Origin of the sequence: Paenibacillus luteus, from assembly GCF_006542765.1 — a bacterium.
In the GTDB taxonomy this organism is placed as follows: domain Bacteria; phylum Bacillota; class Bacilli; order Paenibacillales; family Paenibacillaceae; genus Pristimantibacillus; species Pristimantibacillus luteus.
In genome coordinates, this window is sequence record NZ_SKCD01000004.1 from 26,481 (window position 1) to 51,483 (window position 25,003).

General features: G+C 49.0%; 27 protein-coding genes. 8 read left to right on the plus strand and 19 right to left on the minus strand.

The genetic code is table 11. The annotated features are described in order from the left end of the window. Nucleotides 1-32: 32 nt before the first annotated feature. The gene (locus E0496_RS02760; protein ID WP_141500107.1) at nt 33-968 is read right to left on the minus strand and encodes a YhfM domain-containing protein; all 936 of its coding nucleotides are present in this window, start codon (nt 966-968) and stop codon (nt 33-35) included. Between the two features lie 355 nt (nt 969-1,323). Here E0496_RS02760 and E0496_RS02765 point away from each other — a divergent pair, with 355 nt between their 5' ends. Then, complete coding sequence (locus tag E0496_RS02765) at nt 1,324-2,073, plus strand: MBL fold metallo-hydrolase (RefSeq protein WP_141500273.1); 750 nt, start codon at nt 1,324-1,326, stop codon at nt 2,071-2,073. 95 nt (nt 2,074-2,168) lie between these two features. Here the strand turns inward: E0496_RS02765 and E0496_RS02770 are convergent, their stop codons facing one another. The 4 genes from E0496_RS02770 to E0496_RS02785 form a co-directional block, all read right to left on the minus strand. Further along, a complete protein-coding gene (locus tag E0496_RS02770; protein WP_141500108.1) occupies nt 2,169-2,504 on the minus strand; it encodes a low molecular weight protein tyrosine phosphatase family protein in 336 nt (111 codons plus the stop codon). A 23-nt stretch (nt 2,505-2,527) separates the two neighbouring features. After that, nucleotides 2,528-3,628 (minus strand): hypothetical protein, encoded by a 1,101-nt coding sequence (locus E0496_RS02775; protein WP_141500109.1) that lies wholly within the window; start codon nt 3,626-3,628, stop codon nt 2,528-2,530. An 80-nt stretch (nt 3,629-3,708) separates the two neighbouring features. Further along, complete coding sequence (locus tag E0496_RS02780) at nt 3,709-4,827, minus strand: saccharopine dehydrogenase family protein (protein ID WP_141500110.1); 1,119 nt, start codon at nt 4,825-4,827, stop codon at nt 3,709-3,711. Beyond that, nucleotides 4,824-5,066: a hypothetical protein gene (locus tag E0496_RS02785; protein ID WP_141500111.1), complete on the minus strand. Its 243-nt coding sequence runs from the start codon at nt 5,064-5,066 to the stop codon at nt 4,824-4,826. The genes E0496_RS02780 and E0496_RS02785 overlap by 4 nt, the downstream gene beginning before the upstream one ends. Before the next feature lie 135 nt (nt 5,067-5,201). On the opposite strand from E0496_RS02785, the gene E0496_RS02790 reads away from it, so the two are divergent. Then, nucleotides 5,202-6,272, plus strand: a complete 1,071-nt coding sequence (locus E0496_RS02790) for a helix-turn-helix transcriptional regulator (RefSeq protein WP_241674534.1) — start codon at nt 5,202-5,204, stop codon at nt 6,270-6,272. 139 nt (nt 6,273-6,411) lie between these two features. On the opposite strand, the gene E0496_RS02795 is transcribed toward E0496_RS02790, so the two are convergent. The 5 genes from E0496_RS02795 to E0496_RS02815 form a co-directional block, all read right to left on the minus strand. After that, nucleotides 6,412-6,834 (minus strand): VOC family protein, encoded by a 423-nt coding sequence (locus tag E0496_RS02795; RefSeq protein WP_141500112.1) that lies wholly within the window; start codon nt 6,832-6,834, stop codon nt 6,412-6,414. A 118-nt stretch (nt 6,835-6,952) separates the two neighbouring features. Further along, the gene (locus tag E0496_RS02800) at nt 6,953-7,204 is read right to left on the minus strand and encodes a DUF7667 family protein (protein WP_206669699.1); all 252 of its coding nucleotides are present in this window, start codon (nt 7,202-7,204) and stop codon (nt 6,953-6,955) included. A gap of 332 nt (nt 7,205-7,536) precedes the next feature. Further along, nucleotides 7,537-8,127 (minus strand): NAD(P)H-dependent oxidoreductase, encoded by a 591-nt coding sequence (locus tag E0496_RS02805; RefSeq protein ID WP_141500114.1) that lies wholly within the window; start codon nt 8,125-8,127, stop codon nt 7,537-7,539. Nucleotides 8,128-8,197: 70 nt separating this feature from the next. Next, the gene (locus E0496_RS02810) at nt 8,198-9,040 is read right to left on the minus strand and encodes an SDR family oxidoreductase (protein WP_421923131.1); all 843 of its coding nucleotides are present in this window, start codon (nt 9,038-9,040) and stop codon (nt 8,198-8,200) included. A 35-nt stretch (nt 9,041-9,075) separates the two neighbouring features. Next, nucleotides 9,076-9,978, minus strand: a complete 903-nt coding sequence (locus tag E0496_RS02815) for a LysR family transcriptional regulator (RefSeq protein ID WP_141500116.1) — start codon at nt 9,976-9,978, stop codon at nt 9,076-9,078. A gap of 172 nt (nt 9,979-10,150) precedes the next feature. Between E0496_RS02815 and E0496_RS02820 the strand changes: the two genes are divergently transcribed. The 6 genes from E0496_RS02820 (at nt 10,151) to E0496_RS02845 (ending at nt 16,304) form a co-directional block, all read left to right on the plus strand. Continuing rightward, nucleotides 10,151-11,263, plus strand: a complete 1,113-nt coding sequence (locus tag E0496_RS02820; RefSeq protein ID WP_141500117.1) for an extracellular solute-binding protein — start codon at nt 10,151-10,153, stop codon at nt 11,261-11,263. Nucleotides 11,264-11,266: 3 nt separating this feature from the next. Beyond that, nucleotides 11,267-12,949: an ABC transporter permease gene (locus E0496_RS02825; RefSeq protein WP_141500118.1), complete on the plus strand. Its 1,683-nt coding sequence runs from the start codon at nt 11,267-11,269 to the stop codon at nt 12,947-12,949. Continuing rightward, the gene (locus tag E0496_RS02830; protein ID WP_141500119.1) at nt 12,946-14,148 is read left to right on the plus strand and encodes an ABC transporter ATP-binding protein; all 1,203 of its coding nucleotides are present in this window, start codon (nt 12,946-12,948) and stop codon (nt 14,146-14,148) included. Before E0496_RS02825 ends, E0496_RS02830 begins: the two co-directional genes overlap by 4 nt. A gap of 9 nt (nt 14,149-14,157) precedes the next feature. Continuing rightward, nucleotides 14,158-14,829 (plus strand): metallophosphoesterase, encoded by a 672-nt coding sequence (locus E0496_RS02835; RefSeq protein ID WP_161601290.1) that lies wholly within the window; start codon nt 14,158-14,160, stop codon nt 14,827-14,829. A gap of 174 nt (nt 14,830-15,003) precedes the next feature. Next, the gene (locus E0496_RS02840; protein WP_175597997.1) at nt 15,004-15,768 is read left to right on the plus strand and encodes a VCBS repeat-containing protein; all 765 of its coding nucleotides are present in this window, start codon (nt 15,004-15,006) and stop codon (nt 15,766-15,768) included. 152 nt (nt 15,769-15,920) lie between these two features. After that, nucleotides 15,921-16,304, plus strand: coding sequence for a hypothetical protein (locus E0496_RS02845; RefSeq protein WP_139990542.1), 384 nt, complete (start codon nt 15,921-15,923; stop codon nt 16,302-16,304). 88 nt (nt 16,305-16,392) lie between these two features. On the opposite strand, the gene E0496_RS02850 is transcribed toward E0496_RS02845, so the two are convergent. The 9 genes from E0496_RS02850 to E0496_RS02890 all read right to left on the minus strand — a co-directional run bounded on the left by E0496_RS02850 (nt 16,393) and on the right by E0496_RS02890 (nt 24,750). Beyond that, entirely contained in the window at nt 16,393-18,339 is a 1,947-nt protein-coding gene (locus E0496_RS02850) for an ABC transporter permease (protein WP_161601291.1), read from the minus strand. Beyond that, complete coding sequence (locus E0496_RS02855; RefSeq protein ID WP_141500123.1) at nt 18,314-19,090, minus strand: ABC transporter ATP-binding protein; 777 nt, start codon at nt 19,088-19,090, stop codon at nt 18,314-18,316. Before E0496_RS02855 ends, E0496_RS02850 begins: the two co-directional genes overlap by 26 nt. A gap of 124 nt (nt 19,091-19,214) precedes the next feature. Next, nucleotides 19,215-20,303, minus strand: a complete 1,089-nt coding sequence (locus E0496_RS02860) for a sensor histidine kinase (protein WP_141500124.1) — start codon at nt 20,301-20,303, stop codon at nt 19,215-19,217. Next, the gene (locus E0496_RS02865) at nt 20,300-21,037 is read right to left on the minus strand and encodes a response regulator transcription factor (RefSeq protein WP_141500126.1); all 738 of its coding nucleotides are present in this window, start codon (nt 21,035-21,037) and stop codon (nt 20,300-20,302) included. The genes E0496_RS02860 and E0496_RS02865 overlap by 4 nt, the downstream gene beginning before the upstream one ends. A 22-nt stretch (nt 21,038-21,059) precedes the next feature. Next, nucleotides 21,060-22,082 carry a PAS domain-containing sensor histidine kinase gene (locus tag E0496_RS02870; RefSeq protein WP_175598001.1) on the minus strand — a complete coding sequence of 341 codons (1,023 nt, stop codon included), beginning with the start codon at nt 22,080-22,082 and terminating at the stop codon, nt 21,060-21,062. A gap of 88 nt (nt 22,083-22,170) precedes the next feature. Continuing rightward, nucleotides 22,171-22,827 carry a response regulator transcription factor gene (locus tag E0496_RS02875; protein ID WP_141500128.1) on the minus strand — a complete coding sequence of 219 codons (657 nt, stop codon included), beginning with the start codon at nt 22,825-22,827 and terminating at the stop codon, nt 22,171-22,173. 103 nt (nt 22,828-22,930) lie between these two features. Next, the gene (locus tag E0496_RS02880) at nt 22,931-23,377 is read right to left on the minus strand and encodes a GAF domain-containing protein (protein ID WP_141500130.1); all 447 of its coding nucleotides are present in this window, start codon (nt 23,375-23,377) and stop codon (nt 22,931-22,933) included. 481 nt (nt 23,378-23,858) lie between these two features. Further along, nucleotides 23,859-24,248, minus strand: coding sequence for a hypothetical protein (locus E0496_RS02885; RefSeq protein ID WP_141500132.1), 390 nt, complete (start codon nt 24,246-24,248; stop codon nt 23,859-23,861). A 139-nt stretch (nt 24,249-24,387) separates the two neighbouring features. Continuing rightward, nucleotides 24,388-24,750, minus strand: a complete 363-nt coding sequence (locus E0496_RS02890) for a HesB/IscA family protein (RefSeq protein ID WP_141500134.1) — start codon at nt 24,748-24,750, stop codon at nt 24,388-24,390. Between the last annotated feature and the right edge of the window lie 253 nt (nt 24,751-25,003).

The window sequence follows — 25,003 nt, forward strand, 5'->3', positions numbered from 1 at the left end:
CTTCTATTCCCCTTGCATGTATTAAATCTTCCTTAATCCACGTCAGCAATGCGCCATTCCGCTCCATCTTCCTTACCCTTCTGAAAAACGTATACTGTGGTGCTCTCGTCTCCATTATCCCTTGCCGCAACAACCCTCGCAACCGCTTCATACAAGGAGCGTTGTTCTTTAATCGAGATATCGCCATCTAACCGTATGCTTGTAACCGTATAGCCTGTATAGCTCTCAACGTCTTCATATGCTTTGCGCCTGCTTTCCGTAAACAGCTGGGAATAGTTCTCCCAATCCCTTTCATGTATCACTTTAATGCGCAAATTAATAAGCTTGATAAGCGCCTGCTCATCGCCTGCAAATGCAGAGCTATCCAAATACGCGGGCGTGTACGTTCCGTCAGCCGGCGAGGAAGGAACGGGCGCAAGCGTCGGCGATTCTACAATGGCAGGTGAAGCAAATTCTCCCGGGGAAGGAGAAGGCGACATGCTTGGCACATCGGGCTGCATCCCATCCTCCAGCATCGCAGCGTCCAAGTTAATACTGCGTTCATCTCTATTCCCGCCCGGCATTTCTGTTCCAAAATGAGGATAAGCTTGCTTCAGCAGTTGTTGAATTTTGTTTGTTGATTTTGAGCTTAAGCGATAGAGCGTCCCTGAATCCTCCGGCTTCATAAAGTTGCCAGGCTCATTCTTTTCCGATATCCATAACCAGTAGCGCTGCTTCCCCAAGTAAACCGAATAAGGCGGTGCAGCGATATCCACCTTCCCCTCCTGCTTCTTTCCAAACCGAAAAGCATATTCGAAGGTTCGAATCGCCCCGCGATCCTTCCAGACATATTGGGAATTAGACTCTGCTTGTTCAAAATCAATCATGCGCATGACGGTTACGCGGTCCCCGTTAATCCGAAATATAAAGAGCAATGCTGCGGCTACAACCACTGCCAAACCGATTAAGAACCAATACTTACGCTTCATGCCAAAGCCCCTTTCTTCTTTATCACCTTAAAGACGAGTTAATATGGAATAAAGTTCCATGCTTCATAAAGGGGTTATAGCTATTGTTGGTTTTTACTTCATAAACCTGAAGAAGTTGCATGCAGCTAAGGTATGATTCCATCCGTTTTGCACACGATATTAACAATACATGCTGTATATCGCTGAAATGTGAGCTTGCTTTATAGAATTTTAAAATATTAATTGACAAATAATTATTTATGTGTTATAATAAAATATTTTACTATTTACATAAATTATCGATACTGTTACTATATATTTTGTCGTCGACGTTGCACCGATGCCAACCATTCTAACCTAAAAGCGGAGGGTAATGATGAACATTTCTGAAGGAGTTCAAATGCTGCCGATTGCAGCAGTCATGATGGGACGGATGGAAACCGTTTATCCAACTTTGCTATGGGATAACGAAGCAGCCCTATTAATCGATACAGGCTATCCGGGCCAGCTTCCATTAATCAAAGAACAGGTCGAGAGAGCAGGCCTCTCCTTCGACAAGCTTACCCACATTATCATCACCCATCAGGATATCGATCACATCGGCAGCTTGCCTGCTGTTTTGAAGGAGCTACCTCATCCGGCAAAGGTGCTGGCAAGCGAGATTGAAGCTCCCTATGTCCAAGGGGACGCGCAGCCGATTAAGCTTACGTCAGAAGCGATCGAGAATGCAGTAAACGCCATGCCGGAGGAGATCCCGCAAGAATGGCGGGCTTCCTTCAGAAGTGTACTGGAAAATCCACCATGCGCTCCTGTCGACGTCATTGTCGCTGATGGCGAGGAGCTGCCCTACTGCGGAGGGATCATCGTTATCGGTACGCCTGGCCATACACCCGGCCATATTAGCCTCTACCATAAAGCCAGCAAAACCTTAATTGCGGCAGACGCGATGGTGGTCGAGAACGACCAGTTGATGGGCCCCACGCCCCGTCACTGCATCGATTTTGAGCAGGCCAAGCACTCCCTCAAGAAATTAACGGAATATGACATTGAGACGGTGGTCTGTTACCACGGTGGGCTATATGCGGATCATGTAAATGAACGTATTTTGGAGCTTGCTGCCGATTAACGATCAAAGAGAGCTGCCTACGCAGGCAGCTCCCTTCGATCTGATTATACAGAAGGAAGCGAATCAGATCAGCCTCTTCTAAATCCTGATTATGATTATGGCAAGCTGACATGCATAGCAACACTCGACTGAAGCAAGCCGATCAAATCCTCGTTCATATACTCAAAATCATCTGGAATGTGGAGACAGATCAGCCTTTTGCCTGCAAGCTCGCTGCCGAACTTCTCTTGCAGCCTTCGGACATGTTTTTTCTCCATGGCAAATACCAGGTCCGCCCAGCCAATATGCCCCGCCGTCACCTTTATACGGGCTTGGGACTCGGTGCCTGCCGACCTTGCCTCATGACCGCCCACTCCCTGAAAAATAGTTTCCGCCGTTAAGCTTCGCCACTTGTTTCTGCTGCAAATAAATAATAATCGGACGCTCTTCACTCTCCCTATGTTCCATGAAACGGTTACTCTACGATTTCCGATAAGTTGTAAAGCTCATGATAAAGCTCTAATTCCTTTAACACTCGCTTACAAAGTCCATATACTCGCCTGTCTGCTAATTTTTTGTGAAACTGCGCTTCACGGACAAATGCCAGCTTCGCTTCGGCACCAGCATCCTCAAGATAAGCCTGAAGAGCATGCCTGTTCTCCCAATTCTGCGGCAGCGGTTCGGCGGCACCAGGCTGCTTCGGCGAGCCTGACCGTGATATCACCCCGATCGTATCCTGTGTATGAATGCAGATGGCTTGTTCTCTCTTTTCGTGTAAGTCCCGCATATATTCGGCCAAATCAGCCACCTCTGTAAGGCCAAAAACCGTTTTCAGCTTGCTCAGCGCTAGCGAGAGCCCCTCCCATTGTTCCTGCCTTTCCTTCGCCGTTTGGAAATAGGTTTCAAGCGTCCGTGGGCTATGGTAAAAAAGCGAGCGATCCGTGCATAGGATGCGCAGAAAGTCATTCAAGTTTCTCGCGATCAAGCTAACTTCAGATCCAAAATCCATAGGAGATACAATGGCGATATAAGCATCCTCCAGGTGATTAACCGCTCCAAAATCGGTAACGAAGCAATAATGGATACCGTCTACTCCGGAGCTCGCAAAGGGAATAAAATCTGGAGGCGTGGAAGGATAACGCCTATCATATCTTTGCATAATCAGGCCCAGTTCCGTATCCATATCACTGCCAAATTCTTCCTCAAGCTCATACAAACGATGAATAGCAGGCGGTACCTCGTAACTACCGTACTGACGATGAAGACGAGGCTCTTCCACAAAATGCTCATTTTCTGCAAACGTACCAAACGATACACGAGACGATAATTGTCCACTTTCCATACCTGCATACATGTCTATGACGTCCGGAACATACAGTCGGGTCAGCCTCATGCCTGACATGATATTGAACAGCTGTTCAAGGTCTAGATCAGCCCACCCAAGCAAAGCTTCAGCAGTTACATCGCCCTTATAACTAAAAAAACGAAGCAGCCCCGCAGCCAACTGTGCACGGGACTCTTCATCAATCATATGGTATTCTTCCATAATTAAAGCAATTCTCGCCTTATTATCCATCCTGACCTCCAACCTCTCCACATGCTCGTTTGGCCTTATGGTAAAATCACCCTAATTGTACCAAATAGCGATAGGAGAGACTAGCCTTGAATACGAGACCAGCTTTGAATATTAGCAATCACTGAACCTTTTAGCTCACTATGCTGCCCTTTTAACCTTAGAACCAATTGATGCTCATATAGGTCCAGCTCGAACAACTGCTCTACATGAAAAATCCCTTGAGGAAGCTCGTTCTCATACACTGCCTTCGCAACCACTACAGCCGTCATCGCTGTTATTTCGGCTTCCCTTGCCCCTTGAAGCCCGAACTCGGCTACAACATCAACCCCTGCCCGCTTCCCGTATCCAGTCACCTTAACTGCATAACGAGCCGAGCCAAAGCGCAGCTTGCCAAACGCCATTATCGTCATTTTCCGGATAGGCTTCATCCCTAACAAACGTCCGAATCCCACTGCTTTCAGCAATTGCATCAGGCCAGTCACCGGACGGGAATCGAAGCAAAGCCTCGTCGAAACGGTCGGGATCTTGAGCGTACGGGCCAACGTCTGCTGGTCGGAGAATGGAAAGCGATAAGCTGTCCGCTCTCCCAGCTCAAAACCAAAATCCGTGCTGCTACCCTCCGTGAAGCTGTTAACGGTCCTGCTGCTTCCCCTTTCGGTAATCACAAAAGACCGTGCCAGGCTGTCCACCGTCCATTCGATAGCGGCTTGACCATGCGCATCGCCAAGTCCGAGCATGATGGCAATGTCGACACGACTGGCTACATCCATCGACTGGGCCGCCTTTAGCGCGAGCAAATTGGTAAGGCCAGGAGCAAGGCCGACGCTTAATACTGCCGTTCCTCCCAGATTATTTTCCTGCTGCTTCAAACGCTCCATTGCCGCAAAAAAATCACCATTTGCCGATACATCCACATAGTCAACCCCAGCTGCCAGGCATGCCTTTGCAAATGAGGTGTCCTCCTGATCCAAGCACATGACGATGAGCTTTACCTTCTCCAATTGTTTCTTATCAAGCGGCTCTCCAACTGCAATGCGAAGCGGCATAACTTTACCGTCCAACTGACTGCAAAATTGCTCTGCACGCGCCAAGCTTCGACCGGCCGCATATACCTTTCCAGGAAAGTATTGCGCCAACTGCACGCAAATTTGTCCGCCTACATGCCCGTAACCGCCTACCACGATGATGTCTGTTTTCATAGCTGATCTCCGTTCTTTCTCTTGATGGCAAAAAAACCATCGATTAAGAGCCTGACCCTACCGCCAAGTCCAGCCTGATGAATGCGATGCTCCGCGGCAGCGACCATAGGCTGAGAGGTTTCAACTCCCGTAAAGCTCCAAGGGAATAACCCGGAGTTTTCAACGCTATCGTCTGCCCGTAATTTGCCGCGCTTGGATGACTCCAGTCCATAGGCGAGTGATCTTTGTTCAACTTGCATGCTCCTCTCCCGTCCCGGTCTATTAATCTTTGCTTTCATTAGGTAAAATAAACAATGAATTACCTTTCATTATATAGATGAGCATATAAACCGCTATCCCACAAATGTGGGGTTTTGCATAAAGGAGCTCTGTCATTGATTAACAACAAAGAAGCAATCCGGCGACAATTATTAAAATTAGACGAAGCTCCTATGTCTTCGTACCATTACCGCGAAGCCGCATTATCCATCCTGAGAGAAGCCGTGCCGTTCGCTGCTGCATGCTGCACCTCAGTCGATCCCATCACGCTGCTCTCGACCGGCTCCTCGACGGATGACATCATCGAGGCGATCCACCACCAGCTATTTGACTATGAGTACGGACATGAGGATTACAATAGCTTCGAGCAGCTGATACATTCGGAGATACCAGCTGCGGCCTTAAGCGGCGCAACGGAAGGCCAACTGGAACGAAGCGGCCGATACCGAGAAGTGCTGCGGCCAGCTGGACTTGGAGATGAACTTCGGGCGGCTTTGGTTTCCGAAGGAACGTGCTGGGGCTATGTGACGTTATTTCGGACAATCGACGAGCCTCTGTTTCTGGAAGAGGAGGGTTTGTTTATAGCATCGGTTTCACCTTTGCTCGCAAAGGCCTTGAAACAAAAAAGCCTAGAGCTACCCTCCATGACCGCTCGCGGAAGAAAAGATGAACCTGGCATCCTTGTGCTTTCAGAGCTGCTCGAGCCTCAATCTCTCAGCGCCCAGGCAGGTTATTGGCTTAAGGAGCTGCGAAGCATGGAGAATATCGGCAGCGACACGCTTCCGAGGCCGATTCGGGCGGTCTGCTCCCGAGTGCTTGGGCAGGACGGACCCAAGGCTGATGAGTCCAAAGATGCCAAGGTATGCATTCGCATGCCCGACGGCTTATACCTATCCCTTCGGGCGAGCAAGCTCGAGGGTGCTCATGGCCAGATTCAGCTCGCGGTTTCCATTGAACCTGCGAAACCCGCGGACATCCTGCCTTTCGTCGCTCAGGCGTATGGCTTGTCTGCACGGGAGAATCAGGTCATTGAGCGGATCATTAGAGGTTTTTCCACGAAGGAGCTGGCCCAATCCCTTCACATATCCGCCTATACGGTCCAAGATCATCTCAAGTCCATCTTCGCCAAAACTGGCGTTAACAGCAGGCGGGAACTGCTCTGGGAGTTATTCTCTAGACATAACTGATTGCTACGCGGGTTCGCGTATGTATTCGTTTATCCGTACCGATCTCCATTCCTGTTCCTAGTTAAAGTTAGCCATAGCTAAAGCAAAGAGGCTGCGGGGTTCCGCAGCCTCTTGTCGATATGGTTTCTTGCGTTTGCGATTATTCAGCGTGAGGCGGGACCGCATTTTCATCCATGTGAACAAGCTCCCACAGATGGTCATTGATATCTTGAAAGCTCCAGCTGTACATAAATCCATGGTCAATGGGCTCATTGTATGGTTTAGCTCCTGCAGCCAGTGCTTTGTTAACGATCTCATCCACTTGCTCCCTACTGTCGGCTGACAACGCGACGATAACCTCAGTCGTTTTTGCCGCGTCGGCAATTTCTTTTTGGATAAACGTTTTGAAAAATGGCTCTACCAGCAGCATCGCGTAAATATTTTCGCCAATAATCATACAGGTCGCATTTTCGTCTGTGAACTGTGGATTAAACTCAAATCCGATCTGAGTAAAAAATTCAACCGTTTTATTCAGATCCTTAACCGGTAAATTAACAAAAATGCTTTTGGACAAAAACGCCATTACCTATCACCTCGTCAGTAGATTGGAATCGATTTGATTATAGCTTTATTCTAGCAGGATTTAAAGCGAATGGTTTCTTACGGATTGCTATTTTCGGATCATTCGCATGCCATGGGCCTCATTTGAAAAATGAAGGCCGTTTTCCTGCATACAGGCTTTCTAACTCGTCCAACTCCTTTGAAATTTGTTGAAGCCACAGCTCGTCATTCGTCATGCTAGCGACGCTTCCGTAATTGTATTGTTCGGCAAGCCTTTGCGCATATTTGGCATTCAGCTTTAAACAGCTATCCAACTCGGCGTTTTCCTCTGCTGTCAGCCTCCGTTTCTGCTGCTGCAGCCACAGCTCAGCCATCCTCCAATGAATATTCATCATCCCGCATCATTCCATTCGGTCGATATAAGGTTTACTGCACCTTCTTTCATTCTCTCCTATTTCCCTTTAATTTAGCCCTACTAGAAGCGCTATAGTTTCAACACTTTCAAAATTGTGTTAATGCATAGAAACGATTCAGATAAGGAGTGAAGGTCATGGCAGAGAAACAAACGTATTATGTATCCATATCGGGAAAACGGGGGCGCGGTAATCGATCGAATGACAAAGAGCGCACCCCTTCGTTAATGATGGGGTGGCGCTCTTTTTAGCATTTACACGCAATGTTCTCAAAGAAATGTAGAGAAGGGATAGCGAAATGACATATTCCCCTATATTTTAAATAAATGAATGGCCTTCTCCTTGACTTCCTCCAGCATTTTCTTGCGGGCAGCATCATCGATTTGTGGCACGCTGCCAAAGAAAAGATGGCCCACCGGCTTGATGCCGCAAAACTCATAAATGCCTGTATCCGACGTTATTTTCAGCCCATCGTACATGCCGGTCTTGCTGTAAATTTCCGAAGGCGTGCCATGCGTATTAATAATAAGCCCCTGCTTGCCGGCAAGCAGCTTGCTGATGCTGCCATCCTTGGCATAGGCATAGGCGAAGCCATACGAGAAGACACGGTCGATATACCCTTTAATCAGTGCAGGCAAGCCCGTCCACCAGATGGGATATACCATCGTGAAGGCATCCGCCCACTTCACATGCTCCTGCTCTGTCTTAATATCCGTGGGCGTATTTCCCTCGCGCATCGCTTCAAAATCGCTGGCTTTCAGCACCGGATCAAAACGCATCGCGTACAAGTCACGCACAACAACCTCATGGCTTTGTTCCTTCAACGACCCGATAAAAGCATCAACGATAGCATTGTTAAAGCTGTCTGGATTCGGATGACAATAAACGATTAAGTGCTTCATAAAAAGGCAACACCTCCGCAGTGCAATGATAAAAAATCGCTCCGCGTTAGTGTTGCCCATTTCCTTGGCATTATGTAAGTCCAACCTGCTTCTCGCTCCAAGCCCAAAACCTCACTGCCAGTTCGGGGTCATTCGTTCTGCCTGCGGTCGGTACAATTTTGTTGTCCACGTAATAATGTCCGCTTTGGCGAGCAACTTCCTCGCTAGAGGCCAAATATATCGCTGTTTGCGCACCTTCAAGCGCCGTACGAAAAAAAGGACGCAGCATCCGGTGCACCGTCTTGCCAAAGCCCGTCTTGCGGTCCACACCGATGTTGGTAGCAACCGCGCCTGGGTGGACGCAATTTACGGTAACCTTCGTATCTGCGAGCCGCTTTGCCAGCTCCTTCGTAAACAAAACATTGGCTAGCTTCGACTGCGCATAACCTTTTACCACGTTGTACCCCTTTGTTAAGTTAGGATCGTCGAAATGAATTTTCCCAGCTTTGTGGGCGCCTGAAGATAAGTTGACGATCCGTCCCTGCGGAGCATGCTTAATGAGCTCAAGAAGCTCATTCGTCAGCAGAAAATGGCCTAAATGGTTAACGCCGATTTGCGCTTCAAAGCCATCCGAAGTCGTCTCACGCTTTAAGGATACGACTCCGGCATTGTTGACTAATACATCAAGCTGGCTGTACCTGTCCTTAAATGCCGATGCAAAGCTGCGTATGCTGGCCAGCGAGCCTAAATCGCACACCATCAGAACGATATTCTTGCTGCCGCTCTCCTGCATCGCCTGTTCCAGAGCGCGCTTCCCCCGCTCTTCGCTTCGGCACACCATAACGATGTGGGCGCCCTGCTTTGCCAGTTCCACGGTTGTTGCAAGTCCCATGCCTGAATTAGCGCCGGTAACGATTACGGTTTTTCCAGCCATTTTCCCCATTCCTGCCACCTCCGTATATTCCATACCTACAGCTTACCATGGGCAAGAAACGTATGTCGCACAAATTCAATAAATGAGCGCACATGCGGCGATAATTGATCTTCGTTCCGGTAAGCCAGGCAAATATGCCTTTGGTTGATATATTGCGGCAAATCACGCATAACCAGCTCGCCAGCATCGATTTCTCGAACGACGCTCCTGCGCGGCAGAATACCGATACCCATGTTGCATTTTAATGCTTCCTTAATCGTTTCAATCGCCCCTAGCTCCATCACGCTTCCCCACTTTAACCCGGCGCTGCTAGCCCATTCGTCTGACAAGGTACGGGAGGTGGAGCCCAATTCATGCAGCAAGAAGGTTTCCTCAATCATGTGCTCGACTTCTATCTTCGAAAGAGCTGTTAAAGGATGTTCAGGCGCGAGCAGCAGCTTTAATTCATCCTCAATTAACGGCTGGATGATTAGCCCTGCCTCGGATGTCTCTCCTAGCGATACGATGCCAACGTCAATCTCATAGCTGCGCAGCATCGCAAGAACAGATGCTGCTTGCTTGACCATCAGCAATAAGCTTACCCTCGGATACAGAGCACGGTATGCCGCTAGATGCGGAGGCAGCACGTAGGTGGCGGGTGTGTAGCTTGCTCCGAGCCGAAGACGGCCTTCGCCGAGCTCACGGCGTTCAAGCATGGCTAGTCTTGCCTCCTCCATTAGGAAGACGATGCTTCGTGCATAAGGGAGCAGCTCCAATGCCGCCTCGCTTGGGTGAAGACTTCGGGATTGCTTGCGGAACAGCTCCACGCCAAGCTCCTCCTCCAGCTTTTTCAGATGAAAGCTAATCGTAGGCTGCTTTAATCCAAGCTTGTCCGCAGCTTCGGCCAGCGTTCTCCCGCTGCATACTTCCATAAACACATGAAGCTGCTGTACGTTCATCCTCATCCGCCTCTCTTGCTAGTCGTCTAATAATATAGATGAAATCTATATGTATATCAATACCTATCGAATGTATTTAACAATATCTCGACATAGCGTTAACAATCGTCTGACAATCCGTTGCTAAAGTGAAAGAGTAAACAAAACAGATCGCGGAGGGGAAATAAAAATAATGAAAACGAATAGGAAACATTGGATCGGAACGGTTTTACTTGCTGGGCTGGTCGCCTTGACGGCAGCTTGCGGAAACGGGAATGCGGGGAATGGCACTAACGCGGCAGCAGCCAATAGCGGAAACACGGAGACGACGACACCGACTGAAGCGGCACAGACTGAAGCGCCAACGACGAAGGATGAAGGTACGCTCACCGTTTACTTAAATGATTTTGACAGCATCATCGCTCCTTTGTTCGAAGAAGCAACAGGTTTCAAGCTTGAGGTTGTCGCTGGCAACGGAGCAGAGATTATGTCACGTGTGGAAGCTGAGAAAGGCAATCCGCACTGGGATGTCGTTTGGCTGGATGCGATGCCATCCATATATGGACTTGGCGCAAGCGGTCAACTGATGGAAGGCTGGTCGCCAAACAATGTGGCTAACTTAACTGATTATGCCAAAGGATTTGTACCTGAGAAGCAATGGTATGTGCCAACTGGCGCACACGCGGCAGGCGTTATTGTCTACAACAAGGATAAAGTCAAGGCAGAGGATGCTCCAAAATCATGGGAGGACTTCTCAAACGGCAAATATAAAAATTTGATCGGCATGGCTGATCCGGCGATCGCCGCTCCCGCTTATCCATTCGTGTCGTTATTCTTTAAGGAAAAGACCATTGAAGGCGGCCAAGCTTACTTCAGCTCACTAATGGACAATGGCCTGCGCGTCTACCCGAAAAACCCGAACGTCGTCAAAGCACTAGCCGCTGGCGAAATCTCGATTGCCGCATTGCAGGAGAGCAACGCCTACTCCATGAAAAATGACGGTGAGCCGATTGAAATTATTTGGCCGTCTGAAGGCGCGCCCGCTTCGGTTCGTGTAGCAGCTATTCAGAAGGATACTAAAAATCCGAATGCAGCCAAAGCATTTCTCGAATTTTTGCTTGATCCCAAAACCCAGCAAGCGCTAATTGATCAAGGCGACGAAAGCTATTTCCAGCCTTCTGTTACAGGCGTGAATGCCAAAGCCGATCGTTCACCCGATGCGAAGCTCGTTGCAGCCGACGCTTCCTGGGCATCTGAGAATGAAGCAGCCATTAAGCAATGGTTCGCCGATCAATCCGTTAAATAATCGATGCGCATCTTTATGAAGGATCGTCTGGGATGGTTCGTCAGCATCATTCTATTCGTCCTCGTCTTATATCCCTTGGCGGCAGTCATTATTCAAGTGCTGCTGCCCGGGGTTTTCTTCGGCAACTGGCAACTCGGGGATCTTAAGCTGCTGCTTGAAATTTTCAACCGTCCCTTATGGCAAAAGTCGCTTGAAAACTCCGTCCTGCTTGGCCTTGGCACAACGCTGCTTGCTACAGTGCTTGGCGGCATGCTGGCAACCATTCGTTCAAGCTGGTCTTTTCCTACTGCGAAACTGCTTGATGCTTCTGTATGGCTGCTGATTATTACGCCGTCGTTCATCTTGGCGCAAGGCTGGGTTCTCTTTGCCGCAGGCGGAGGGATTGCCGTCAATGTGTTTGGGTGGCACTGGATAACAGGCGCGATATTCCAGCCTGCCGGACTTATCTTTATCATGACCTTAAGCAAGTTCCCATTCGCCTATCTAAGCGTCCATGCCGCTATGGAGTGGAAGGTTGATCAGCTATCTCAAGCTGCGCGGCTATCAGGGGCGTCACCCCTTACCGTGTGGAGAACAATCCAAGCTCCACTGCTTATGCCCGCCGTTTTCGCTGGCGCGGCGCTTGTCTTCATGGATACGATCGGTGATTTCGGGCTTCCCGCTTCAATCGCGGCCGTGTACCGTTTTCCAACATTGCCTTATTCGATTTATTCCGCCATTTATACTTCGCCAATCCGGTTTGACATGGCAGGCGTGCTTTCATTTTATTTAGTTTTGCTCATAGGCATAGCGATGTTTGTGCAATTTTATGCGATGCGCCGTTCGCGGTTCGATTTCCTATCAGCACGTGCGGAGCGATCCATACCGAAACCGGCTGGCAAATACGCAGCTCTTCTTACGACACTAAACCTGCTCTTTCTTGCCGTCGTAATCGGCATTCCAATAGGTGCAAACGTGCTGATGTCCGTATTTAAAACCCAATCAGCGGGCCTTAAGCTCAGTAATTTAACTTTGAATCACTATCGTGATCTCTTCGATAGCTCAAGCTTGCTGCTCAAAGGACTGGGCCACTCCTTGATGATTGCGGGAGTCGCCGCTCTGCTCGGCTTACTATTTGGGTTATGCGTCGCCTATGTGCTTACTTATTCGCAGTTTAAATTCAAGCGAACCATTGAGGTCTTTTCCATCGTCACCTTAGCGGTACCCGGGGTCGTGCTGGGGATTGGTTATATCTTCGTCTGGAATCAGAAATGGCTCGATTCGATTGGCCTGCTCCTCTATGGCACGCCTTGGATACTCGTGCTTGCCGCGATCGCAGGCGCCATTCCCGTCATTACAAGGCTCATGGTTGGGGCAATGGCTAAGGTGCCGCACAGCTTGCTTACAGCTGCACAGCTGCAAGGCGACACGTTTATCGGCAGGCTGCGCTTGATCCTGATACCATTAATCCGCGGCGCTCTGTTGTCCGCGGGGCTCGCCGCTTTTGGCTCCAGCGTATTCGACCTGGCCGTCAATTCCATTTTGTTTCCGCCCAGCTTCCTTACGCTGCCGGTTACGATCAACAAAGCCTTTGAGGATCTGGATTTTGGCTATGCATCGGCAGCCACGGTACTCGGATCAGGCATCGTAATTTTAATCATACTGGCGGTTGAGCTGCTGCTCCGCCGCAAGGAGGCAACCGCATGACATCAACGACCTTATCGAAAAATACAACTCTTTCCCATGAGCAAGTGCGCCATGCTGCCGATCCCGCCAAGCTTCTGCTTACCGCTAACGCTTTAACCAAAAGCTACGGCGCATTCCAAGCGCTGAAAGGCATCTCCTTCGATATGCGCGAAGGGGAAATCATTAGCGTGCTTGGTCCCTCCGGCTGCGGCAAATCCACATTGCTCCAGCTTGTTGCCGGATTGTCAAAGCCAGACAGCGGCACACTTTCCTTGGGTGAGGAGATTATCGCCTCCCCAACCGTCATGCTTCCGCCAGAGAAGCGCGGGGTCAATATGGTGTTTCAAGATTATGCGCTATGGCCGCATATGAAGGTGCTTGATAATATTGCCTACGGGCTGCGCAGAAGCAAAATAGGCCGTGAAGCTATCCAGCAGCGCGTTCAAGAGCTGCTAGCGATGCTTCATTTGGAAGGCTTGGAGCATCGGCTGCCGCCTCAGCTGTCCGGAGGTCAGCAGCAGCGCGTCGCCATTGCTAGGGCGCTGGCGACGCGGCCAAAGCTTATGCTGCTCGACGAGCCGCTATCGAACCTTGATATGCGCCTGCGCGTAGAAATGCGAACGGAGATGGCTTATTTGTTTCGAAAGCTTGGGATCAGCGTCTTTCACGTCACCCATGATCCGGATGAGGCATTTGCGATGGCAGATCGTCTGCTTATTCTTCGGAACGGGCAAATCGACCAAATCGGAACGCCTCAGCAATGCTTTACTAGACCCGCCAGCCGCTGGGCAGCTTCGCTGCTTGGAGCGTATAACAACTTGCGGGGGAAAGTCGTTCATCAGGGCCCAGAAACAGCGGTCCGCATCGGTTCATCGCTTGTGCAAGGACTGCTCGCGCCAGGGCAACAAAGATTGTCCGAGCATTCCAATGCCCTTCTCATGTTCCGACCCGATGATATCGAAGTGATTGAACATCACAGCGGAGCCGATTCAGGCACTATGCTTACCTTAGCTGGTTCACAGGAGCCAGCTGGCAATACGCTGATTCTAAAGGTGCTTCACTGCACCTTCGAGGGCAATCGCTGGCGCGCAGTCGCACAAACCAGCTGCGGCCAGAAATTGTATCTTGTGCTTGCCCATCCGCTTGAGGCAGGCGAGCAAGTAACGATCAGATTATCCGCAAGCTCAGCTTTCATTTATCCGGATGAGGAAGAAAGGTAGTCGATTCATTTGCCCACTCCTACAAAAAAATACTCAAGACTTCTGGCAGCTGCCGATATTCATGGTTACAAGGATGAGCTGTCACTGCTGCTCAAAGAGGCAAATTATAATCCGATACAAGATCAGCTCATTCTACTGGGCGACTACATTGATGCCGATAATCCGGCCACTTGGGGCACGCTGGACACGGTTCGCCAGCTCGCTGCCGAAGGCGCTCTGGTTCTGCCAGGCAATCAGGAGCTTCGAGTATTAGCAGCTAAGGAGCATCAGCCATCCCTTCCTTCAGATATTCTCCAATGGCTGGAGCAGCTTCCGCTGTACATCGTGGAAGGGAATTTTTTGTTCGTTCATGCCGGTCTAAGGCCAGGCATTCCTTTGAATAAACAAAGCGCGAAGGATCTTACTGAAATCCGCGATGATTTTATTAATCAACCATTGGCAGAGCAGGACGAAGCTCTGGCATATGTCATCATATTCGGCCATACGCCTACGTTTAAGCTTGGTGCGCCTGCAGGAGAGTTATGGGTTGGCAACCGCCGCATGGCCATCGACACGGGCGCCAAGCATGGCTGCCGTTTGTCGCTGCTTGATGTTGGCCAGCTTATTCGATATTCATGTTCGACTGCAGCCCATAGCCGCTGCGGTGACTTGCGATTGGAAACCTTGGCATATCAATTTTGATAGTCACCGATGATTAAAGAGGCAAGAGGGAGCAACCGCATGCGGTTGCTCCCTCTTGCCTCTTTTCCATATCCCAAATTATTTCGGCAGCTTAGGCAACCGCACAAACCCTCTCCTGCCTATCTGCATAGTTATAGACAGGAGCACAGTTTATTCACAACTGGAGGAATGGTTATGAACTCGTCTTTCCCTACCCAAAAATACCCGTACGTTCGTCATTCCAAAGAGGATTATATGCTTGATATGAAGCGAGGAGATGTCAATGGTGACGGTATACCGGATCATGTCTATCTATTTGGAAACAAACCTGACGGCCCATCCGGCATATTCGCACAAAATATAACGCTGGTGATTCTCGATGGCTATTCTCAGCAGCACACCGTCGTTCCTTTGCAGAACAACGCAGGCTATAACGCTTCGCTGTTCCTCGGAAATTTCGATCCCAATAAAGCCTCCGACATTCTGGTGAGCATCGATGCCGGAGGAAGCGGGGGGTACGGCATCTTCTACCTCTATTCTTTTGTGCACAATGAGCTTCGCCTAATGTTCGACTCGGAGCAGTACAACCAAGCTCATCCATTCCGTGTCCAATATGAGAATAATTACAAAGTATCCGTAGCAAGCCCCGAACTAGATATACTGTTTATTATTGATCTCAGCAGCCGCGGATATAACTATCTGTCTACTTATTATAACGAGGACGGCACGCTCAAAAATCCGGTACAAGGAGAGGTGCTTGCGCTCGCAGCCTTAAATCCGATCGTATCCAATGAAAACCGAGGGGCTTTTAGCCTTCTCGCCCTTCAACGAATCATCGGTCCCACAAACGCGGATACGCTCGGTTATGTGGAGAATCTGCTGACCTGGAACGGTGATGCCTTCCTATCCTCCAGATTGACGGTTGCGATACTTGGCAGCAAGCTTATCAGTCCTTTCTAACGCCTTGGACGAAGCTAGGAAAGTGCAGTTCCCCCTCTCGCCTGCAACTGCCTTGTGCTTGTGTCAACTCAATCTTCCGTACGTTCGCCCAATCCAAGTAACACGCTACCGCATACGATGCTTTAGCCTAATTCATAAGGAGTGATTTTTGCATGGGATTATTGCCTCCGTTTGGACCTCCGGGTTCGATGGGGCCCATGGGACCGCTTGGACCTATAGGACCATTCGGACCAGGACCGCAAATACCACAAGGCCCTCAGGGACCTCAGGGACCGCAAGGAACGATGGGGCCGACTGCTCCTCCACCTCAGTTCACGCCACCTCAGCCAGCGGTTACGCCGTTTGCCGTTGATCCGGGTGCCATTTCCGGCTGTTTGTTCCGCAACACTTATATATGGCTTGCCAACGGGCAGGGCTTTTGGTTTTTCCCTGTGTTCGTAGGCCGCAACTCCGTTTCAGGCTTCCGCTGGTTCGGCAGATCCTGGCTTTATTCGGGAATTGATTTGCGTCAAATCAATTCATTTACATGCTTTTGAGGAAATAATCATGATGAAACGGCTTTCCTATATTTCAAGAAAAAACGGCCCCTCTCGCAAGTTGAGAAGGAAGCCGTTTTTTTTGTTATTACGCGGTCGCGCCGCGAAGCATAGTTTTCATGTAGCTGCTGCAGGCAACCAGGAAATAAATCGTCTGCATCGCAATATAAATCCCGATGACGACGAAGGAGTAAATCCAGTTGGAGGAATCCATCATATTATCCAGCGCTTTCATAGCGAACAAGGCATGCAGGATGCCGACGACGACAGGGACAAAAAAGACGATGCCGACCTGCGTGACGACAATTTTACGCATCTCGTTTTTGGTCATGCCAATTCGGGATAATGCCTTGAACTGAGCTTGATCCTCTTGGAGTTCCGTATACAGCTTGAAATAGATCATGCTGCCCGATGCGATGAAAAATAGAAGGCTGATGAACATGCCGATAAACAAGGTTAACGATACCGTTTCATTCATATTGGCCAAGTCGCTTGCCCGGCGGAAATCAATTTGCGGCTGCAGCTCTTCCGGCACTAGATTTTTCAGCTTCTCTGCCGTAGGAGCGGATTTCTCCCAATTGCTCAGCTCAAAGCCGTAGATCACGTTCCATTGGTCTTCAGGAATGCCTGATACCAGCTTCACATAAGAAAAATCATCCATTACAAACGTATAATAATTGTTTTGCATCGAGTTCATGACCTTTGTGTCCACTACGCTGCTAATCTCAAACTCCTTGTTTTTTCCGTTGATGTCGCCTTTGACATAGCCTTTATAATTACGAATCACCCTACCATAGTTCGATTGGGCTAGCGTCAGCTTGCCATTCTCGGGCAAAATGCTCGGCTGTCCGGTCATCTCTGCAAGCTTGTTATATTCCGTAGCCGAAATAATGACAGCATCCGAATCGAACTCGCGGTATTCTTCATCATCCCACTGAATGGCGTAACGGCTTATGACTATACTGACTGCCTTCGCCTCTTTGGTAATCTTGAAGCCGTCCTCGGTGACGATTCGCTTCAGCTCCGCTTGATCGATCACCTCATGCGTATTTAACCCTTTCTCGCTATAGGCCAGCGTAAAAGGAGAACTTGCCAACAAGCTTTGTTTACTTCCGATTTGCAAAATATAAACCGTGCCGAGCGCCGTCATCACAACCGCGCTTAAAATCGATACGATAAACAGAATTCGCGCATTATCTCTTATTTTATAGCCTAGCTGAGCAAACACAATCATATTGGTCCGCTTATAATAGACCGCCGATTTCTTCTGGATAAACGTTAACACCAAAATGCTAAGCTGCGTGAACAGAAAATACGTTCCTGCGACTACGGTAATTAAGATAGGCAGGGAAAGTACAACAAACGTATCGCTGTTCATAAAAAAAGCCATGCCGTAAGCGGCAATCAGACAACCTGCGGCAACGAAAACCAACCAACGCGAAAAGACCAACTGTCCTTTTGGCTTTCGTGCCGCTTTCAATAAATCAACGATCTCCGTGCGGCCAATGCGAAGCGCCGTCCATATGGAAATAATCATAAATAAGGCAAAAAATCCGCCTGCCGTTATTCCGATTGCTTTGAGAGGCAGCGCAAACGGAATCGGTTCCTCCAGCTTCAGCAGCACGCCCAGCGCCATAAAGAACAACTTGCTGAACAGCGTGCCAAGTCCAAGTCCTACCGCTACTGCCAGAGTGGCAATCGCTGCATTTTCATAGAGAACCAGCTTACGAAGCTGTGCCCTGGTCATCCCGAACAGAGAGAACAATCCGAATTCCTGCTGCCTTGTTTTTAGAAAGGCGGAGTTCGAATACAGCACGAACAGAAACGAGAAAATGACGATAATATACTCGCAAAATTCCATCCCTTTGCGTATCTTTGAAGCCGCCATAATAAAGCCGCTCTCTACATCCGGATGGTACAGAAAGGCAGCATAAATGTAAAAAATCATAACGGAAAACACGCTGCTCAGAAAAAATGCGCTGTATGACCGCCTGTTGCCCCGGATATTGCTAAGCGCGAGCGAACGGAACGTCATCGAAATTACCTCCCAGCACGCTGAGAGCGTCCAAAATTTGTTGGAAAAATGCCTGCCTGTTCGTTCCTTTGCGAATCTCCGAGAAAAACTTTCCATCCTTAATGAAGACAATCCGCTGGCAATAGCTCGCTGAGAACGGATCATGCGTAACCATCAGTACCGTCGCCTTAAACCGCTCATTCATATCTTTAAGCGAGTCCATCACGTCTTTCGCCGATTTGGAATCAAGGTTGCCCGTCAGCTCGTCAGCAAGCACAAGCGAGGGTTGGTGAATAATCGCCCGTGCAATGGCTGCACGCTGCTTCTGGCCGCCTGACACCTCATACGTTCGTTTTTCAAGAATTGGCGTTATTTGCAGCAGCTCGGCTAGCGGATTTAGCTTCTCTAAGATTTTTTTTGGAGCCATGCCCTCTAATACAAGCGGCAAAATGATGTTTTCTTTAATCGATAGCGTGTCCAGCAAGTTGAAATCCTGAAAAACAAAACCAAGCTCACGGCGCCGAAACAGCGCCAACTTCTTGTCGGTCAGCTTGCTCGGGTTGACGCCGTTAATTTCAATCTGGCCGGAAGTTGGCCGATCAATGGTAGACAACAGATTAAGCAGCGTCGTTTTGCCGCTTCCCGAAGGTCCCATTACCCCGACAAACTCTCCGGCCTCCAGCTTCAGCTCGATATCCTCCAGCGCTTTGTATGCCACGTTTCCTTTTGAACTATATATTTTGCCGAGCCCTTGTGCTTGTAGTACACTCATTGCGATGTTCCTCCCCAAAAAGTCTGTATACTTGTTTCGATAGCCTTAGTATAGACCAGGGGAGAGTAAGGAACCCATCGATTTCTCTTTCAATCATCCGAAGCAAACCTTACAAATTTGTCACTTAACTGCCACTATCCGACCCCTCGCCATCCATAATATGGATGGCGCGCGGTTCAAACGTTAAGGCGATGGTCGTACTCTCGCCAAGTATGGAAGAGATCGTCATCACATGCCCAAGCCTGCTGCATACCTGTTTAGCCAAATAGAGCCCCATCCCCGTCGACTCACCAGCCGTACGTCCATTTTCTCCTGTAAAAAACGGGTCGAATACTCTCGGAAGATCATACGGCGCTATCCCAATTCCTTCATCTATGACCTTCAGTGTTCCGCTGCCGCTGGAAAAAGTCTCCATTTGGAACAAAAGCTTTTTGGAGCCCGGCTTGCTCTTGCTATATTTAATGGCGTTACTGACGAACTGATTAAACAAAAACGTCATCCATTTCTCATCCGTCTCCACCCAAGCCTCCCCCTCCACCCGTGGAAAAATAGAATGGCGGATACACAGCTTCTTATGTGCATTAATTACTGTACGCGCAAGCTCATGCAGGGGCGTTTGCTTGATATGCAAATCAATCTCAAACTTGTCCAAACGAGCGGTATAGAGCATCATTTCCAGCCCACGTGACATGCGGTCCGTTTCTTCTTGAACGCTAAGAGCAAGAAGTTTGTGTTCCTCTGCCGAAGGAGCGCTCTGCTGCTGTGCTTGCTGGGCAAGCAAATCGATCACAGACAAGGGGGTTTTCATATGGTGAACCCATTGCAGCACAAAGTGGTTATGCAGCTCCTGCTGACGGCGGTATTTGCCAAGCTCATTAAGATACGCTCGATTTTGCTCCTCGAGGAGGCGAGCGACAAGTTTTTGCTCTCCTGTAATGGTAGATTGCACGATTTTCGCGGCTTGCAGCTCATCTGATTTTTCAATGGCATCGGTTAACTCTTTATAGTAGGTACGTTGGCGCAAATAATCAATCGCCAGCCATACGCCTAAAAAAAACAAAGAGAGCACAATAAAATAATAGATTGTCCCCTCTTCAATGTAGCCTGGATAACGCTCTCGTTCCAATAGCAGCAAGCTGATGGACAAGCCGATAATAATTAGTGCCATAATAATAAACAGCAGCCGGTCACGCAAAAATAACGCTAGCGTCATCGCAGCGTCCCTTCTTCCTTGCCCGCGAGCGTCAGCTTATAGCCTTGGCCACGCACCGTCTCGATCGCTTTCGCGAGGCCAAGCTCTTCCAGCTTCCGCCGAAGCCTTGTGACATTGACTGTCAGCGTATTGTCATCCACAAATTGGACATCGTCCCAAAGTGCCTCGAGCAACTGCTCACGCGTTGCAATTTCTCCTGGCTGCTTCATCAGGCATTCGGCAAGCAATTGCTCGTTTTTCGTCAGCTCGACTCGCTGCCCTTCCCATTCCAGTTCATTGCGGTTTAAATAGAGGCGCAGACCTCCAGCAACCAGCTCGGCATGGGCCGTCACCATACTGTCCGTAGCTGCTGCCGAACCAGCGGCGTATTCGCCATATGCGCGCCTCAGCACGCTTTTCACTTTGGCCATCAGCAAATCCAGATGGATGGGCTTCGTAATGTAGTCATCTCCGCCATTCTCGATCGCCATCACCTGATCCATCTCTCCTGCCCGGGCTGAAATGAATAGGATCGGCACGCTGGAACGAGTGCGAATCTGCCTGCACCAATAATAACCGTCGAAATACGGCAAATTGATATCCAGCAAAACCAAATGAGGCCCGAAGGCCTCCAACTCCGGCATAATTTCACGAAATTGCATGACGCTCTCCGCTTCGAAGCCGTATTTGTCCATATGGCTCTTCAAAATGGACGCGATCTTATCGTCGTCCTCTACGATAAAAATCCGATACATGAAGTGCCTCCTCCTGATGTCGTTATGTCTGCTGGTCTTTAGGCACCACAAACCGCACCGTTGTGCCCTGCCCCGGCTCGGATACAAGCTCCAAGTGCCCGCCAACGCTGCGCGCCCTCTCCTCCATGCTGAACAAACCAACGCCGCGTCCGATCCGCTCCGTGTTAAAGCCTTGGCCGCGGTCAATAACAAAGACCTCAACCTCATCCAGATGCTCCTTCAGCGTCACCTCAGCTTCCGCAACCTCTGCATATTTTGCGATATTCGTCAGCGCCTCTTGAATGACGCGGTAAATAGCCGTTTCTTTCATAATTCCAAGCCTGCTCTTCAATTGGTTCTCCAGCTTCAGTTGGATGCCAAAGTGCTGTGAATAATTGTCCACGTAGGTTCTAATTGCCGGCCCAACACCAAGATCATCCAGCACTGATGGGCGAAGCTCCCATGCCAATCCCCGTATATCCTCCATGATGCCGGATACATCCCCGCGCAGCTCGCTTAGCTCCGTTATTTGATTATGCTCGCCGATCAAACGGTCCAGTTGAATCAGCAATGTGAATAAGCTTTGGCCGATTCCGTCATGCAGCTCGCGCGAAATCCGTTTCCTCTCATCCTCTTGAATCTCAATCACCTTGACCATCATTTCCTTCAGCTTCTGCTCCGCCAGCTTGCGCTGGGTCACTTCACTGCGAATAGCCAAATATTGATAAGGCTTGCCCTCTTCGTCCAGAAAAGGAACGATCGTTGTGCTTACCCAATAAAAGCTTCCGTCCTTCGCCCGGTTTTTGATTTCTCCACGCCATACCTCGCCAATTGAAATCACATTCCAGAGCTTGCGGAAAAAATCACTGCCATGAAATCCTGAATTAATGATGCGGTGGTCCTGTCCGATCAGCTCATGGCGTTCATATTTGGAAATCTCGCAAAACTTATCATTCACGTATTCGATTTTCCCCTTACGGTCCGTAACCGCTACGATTGAAGATTCGTCCAAAGCAAACTTCACGTCCGCAAGCTGCTTGAGCGATTGATTCACTTGCGCCAACATAGACTTGTCATCAATTTCGCCCTCAAGAACAGACAGCAGGTACTCGACATCCGAGCCAATAATTTGCCGGTATTTCTCGCCGTTATGCTTAATCAAATTGCAGCAGTCCTTTCTTCAGCGCGAACTTGATGAGCTCCGGGCGCGTACGAAGCCCCAGCTTATCCATCAGATGGCTTTTATGCGTTTCCACCGTCTTGACGCTTATAATCAGATTCTCTGCAATTTCCTTATTGGAATAACCCTTGGCAATCCAGCCTAAAATCTCCTTCTCGCGCTCTGAAAGCGTCTCGTACGGTCCACTATCCTCGCCGCCCTGCTTTAGCTTCACAAGGTACTCGCTCATCAACCGCTTTGTCGCCGTTGGATACAGATAGGCATTGCCTTGCGCAACCGATTGAATGGCTGAAATCAACTCATCATGCGGTGCGTTTTTCAATATATATCCTGAAGCTCCGATATGGATCGCACGGAACAAATATTCATCATCATCATGCATCGTCAGAATGAGTACAGCAGTATCTGGAAGCAATTTTTTCAGCTCAGTCGTTGCCGTCATCCCATCCTTGCCGTGCGGCATGCTCAAATCCATCAAAACTACATCGGGCAAAAGCTGCTGCGCCAACTGAATCGCTTCATCACCTTCGGATGCTTCCCCCACCACTTCAATATCATGCTTGCCGTGCAGCAGCATCGCGAGCCCGGAGCGGACCATCGCGTGGTCATCGCAAATCATCAGCTTAATCATTTCCTTCTCCCTCCGCCGGAATGCGTCTTGCTCCCTAAAATTCCAACTTTTATCATTATCACACTATTATAGCTCACATTGCGCTATGCAGCTTTAGTTTCCGTCAAAAAATCCGTTCCTGCAGCAAAATAGCCGCCATCTCTTTAGCGATGCGGCCAGCTTCCTCAAGCTCAACTGACAGGTAGGCTTCCTCCGAGCGCCTGCCCATTAACAATACGCCGCAAACGTCCCGCTGCTTCACGATTGGTATGCTGGCCGCGATCCGCAACTGCTCAGCAAGAAGAATCGGCTCTCCTAGCTTAAAACGTTCTGCATCCGACAATGCCGTGCCTGTGCTAGCCAGCCGAGCAGATCGTATGGCCGTTCCGGATAAGCCTGCGGTAGGCTTTTGCTCCACAAGCAGCGTCCGCTTGCTCATGCTTCCACTAGCGTTAGACCAACGCAGCTTTCGTTTACCTGCATCAAGTGAGCCGAGTACCACAAAATCACTCCCTGTATCCCGCTTCAAGCGCTCAATGCAGGCAGTAATATTCGCTTCCCTTGTCTCCATTTCCGTTCCTCCTCCCGGATTACAAGCCATCGTTGATTTTCATTATAAAGCTATGTAATGGCTTTGTATGTCAGGGAATTCCCTGAATTAAAGCGGTGAACACAGAAATATTTCCTGAGTCAGGCTCCTTGAGATCAGATAGCGCTGTTTTAACTTAGGCAGACATAGAAAAAGGAGCCCTTTTACAGGCTCCTTCTTTGACGGTGTTTGATCGAATGAGTTTCTTTGCATCTAACACTTCACATCATTAAGATTACTCGGGCACCGCTCGATTGCTATCCGTTTTAATGGTTAGCGCGCAGCGTGTGTGTTCAGAAGTATTCTGCGACACAACCCCTCGCTTTCATAAAAGCTAAGTGATTAAATAAGCTCCTCTTGTAGCCCTAGCACCAATTGGTCCAACGGAACCACACCTCTCTTCACACCGTCAATACTAATATGCACATAATTTAAGCGAGCTATACATGCGTTCCTCATTTTTTTACAGCTTGTACAAATTCAGAACAGACAAATGACTGGACGCCTCCGTCTTCACCTCATGCTCAGCGCTTTTCTTCTCTTCCTCCTGAGTATGGAACATATAGAACATTTCACTTGCGATAAAAAGGATGGTGAAGCCGATCACGAGCATAATTTTAATGCTTGTCGCCTTGTTTCTTTTCATAAATTCATTATTTTCCGATTTGAATGCCCACGTCCGCTTTCCTTTGCCAGCTGTACTCGCAGATTGACCGCAGGGACAGTTGAGAACCGCGTGAAACTCATATCCCTGAGGGGATATGTTGTACCGCCCTTTTTGAACGGTATGCTTGCGACCGCACGAAGGGCATCCAACCTCAATAAAATGTCTATAATCACGTATAAACTCCATGTGCCATTATCCTCCAAGATGATCGATTCATAGAAGCAAAGCTCGAAAACGTATATAGGCTTATATTCGAACAAAAAAAACTTCCGGAATGCATATGTTGCTCATACGCATTTCGGAAGATACCTCTGAACGCCCGTTATTAACACTCGCCGGCAGCAGCCGGCTTCCCTGCGTCGCTAGCTGTTCGGAACGATGATCCGCAGCCGCATGTTGCGCTCGCATTCGGATTTTCGATCGTAAACCCGCCACCCATCGCAGATTCCTTGAAATCTATAACAAGCCCATTCAAATATTTAATGCTGTCCTCATCAACGACAACCTTAAGGCCTTCCATATCAAGCGCTTTGTCGCCAACTTGCTGCTCGTCATCAAAGCCCATCCCATAGGAGAAACCGCTGCAGCCGCCTTCCTTTACGCCAATCCGCAGGAAAAGCTCAGGACCGCCTTCTTCTGCAAGCATTTCTTTTATTTTATCAGATGCTGTATCACTAATTGTGATCATGCTACATCCCTCCGTTATCCATCTAGTTCAGAGCTTATTCAACTCACTTACTTATTTACAGTATAACGGAATGTTAATGCGGTATCAATCGGCAAGTTGCTGAGCACTGTTCATTTTATTGCGAATTCACCCAATATGAGGGCTCTAACCAAATATGACGAACTTTAAATCTTGCTTCTTTAGATATTTTATGATGGCAGGCAAAGCCTCTATGGTCTTCTTTTTCTCATGTTGGTTGGCCCAATATACAACC

Bases quoted from the DNA above. Each gene is read 5' to 3' on its own strand.
- E0496_RS02760 (WP_141500107.1), bottom strand. From the start codon at position 968: ATGAAGCGTAAGTATTGGTTCTTAATCGGTTTGGCAGTGGTTGTAGCC.
- E0496_RS02765 (WP_141500273.1), top strand. From the start codon at position 1,324: ATGAACATTTCTGAAGGAGTTCAAATGCTGCCGATTGCAGCAGTCATG.
- E0496_RS02775 (WP_141500109.1), bottom strand. From the start codon at position 3,628: ATGGATAATAAGGCGAGAATTGCTTTAATTATGGAAGAATACCATATG.
- E0496_RS02780 (WP_141500110.1), bottom strand. From the start codon at position 4,827: ATGAAAACAGACATCATCGTGGTAGGCGGTTACGGGCATGTAGGCGGA.
- E0496_RS02785 (WP_141500111.1), bottom strand. From the start codon at position 5,066: ATGCAAGTTGAACAAAGATCACTCGCCTATGGACTGGAGTCATCCAAG.
- E0496_RS02795 (WP_141500112.1), bottom strand. From the start codon at position 6,834: ATGGCGTTTTTGTCCAAAAGCATTTTTGTTAATTTACCGGTTAAGGAT.
- E0496_RS02800 (WP_206669699.1), bottom strand. From the start codon at position 7,204: ATGAATATTCATTGGAGGATGGCTGAGCTGTGGCTGCAGCAGCAGAAA.
- E0496_RS02805 (WP_141500114.1), bottom strand. From the start codon at position 8,127: ATGAAGCACTTAATCGTTTATTGTCATCCGAATCCAGACAGCTTTAAC.
- E0496_RS02810 (WP_421923131.1), bottom strand. From the start codon at position 9,040: ATGGCTGGAAAAACCGTAATCGTTACCGGCGCTAATTCAGGCATGGGA.
- E0496_RS02815 (WP_141500116.1), bottom strand. From the start codon at position 9,978: ATGAACGTACAGCAGCTTCATGTGTTTATGGAAGTATGCAGCGGGAGA.
- E0496_RS02820 (WP_141500117.1), top strand. From the start codon at position 10,151: ATGAAAACGAATAGGAAACATTGGATCGGAACGGTTTTACTTGCTGGG.
- E0496_RS02825 (WP_141500118.1), top strand. From the start codon at position 11,267: ATGCGCATCTTTATGAAGGATCGTCTGGGATGGTTCGTCAGCATCATT.
- E0496_RS02830 (WP_141500119.1), top strand. From the start codon at position 12,946: ATGACATCAACGACCTTATCGAAAAATACAACTCTTTCCCATGAGCAA.
- E0496_RS02840 (WP_175597997.1), top strand. From the start codon at position 15,004: ATGAACTCGTCTTTCCCTACCCAAAAATACCCGTACGTTCGTCATTCC.
- E0496_RS02845 (WP_139990542.1), top strand. From the start codon at position 15,921: ATGGGATTATTGCCTCCGTTTGGACCTCCGGGTTCGATGGGGCCCATG.
- E0496_RS02850 (WP_161601291.1), bottom strand. From the start codon at position 18,339: ATGACGTTCCGTTCGCTCGCGCTTAGCAATATCCGGGGCAACAGGCGG.
- E0496_RS02855 (WP_141500123.1), bottom strand. From the start codon at position 19,090: ATGAGTGTACTACAAGCACAAGGGCTCGGCAAAATATATAGTTCAAAA.
- E0496_RS02860 (WP_141500124.1), bottom strand. From the start codon at position 20,303: ATGACGCTAGCGTTATTTTTGCGTGACCGGCTGCTGTTTATTATTATG.
- E0496_RS02865 (WP_141500126.1), bottom strand. From the start codon at position 21,037: ATGTATCGGATTTTTATCGTAGAGGACGACGATAAGATCGCGTCCATT.
- E0496_RS02870 (WP_175598001.1), bottom strand. From the start codon at position 22,082: ATGTTGGCGCAAGTGAATCAATCGCTCAAGCAGCTTGCGGACGTGAAG.
- E0496_RS02875 (WP_141500128.1), bottom strand. From the start codon at position 22,827: ATGATTAAGCTGATGATTTGCGATGACCACGCGATGGTCCGCTCCGGG.
- E0496_RS02880 (WP_141500130.1), bottom strand. From the start codon at position 23,377: ATGGAGACAAGGGAAGCGAATATTACTGCCTGCATTGAGCGCTTGAAG.
- E0496_RS02885 (WP_141500132.1), bottom strand. From the start codon at position 24,248: ATGGAGTTTATACGTGATTATAGACATTTTATTGAGGTTGGATGCCCT.
- E0496_RS02890 (WP_141500134.1), bottom strand. From the start codon at position 24,750: ATGATCACAATTAGTGATACAGCATCTGATAAAATAAAAGAAATGCTT.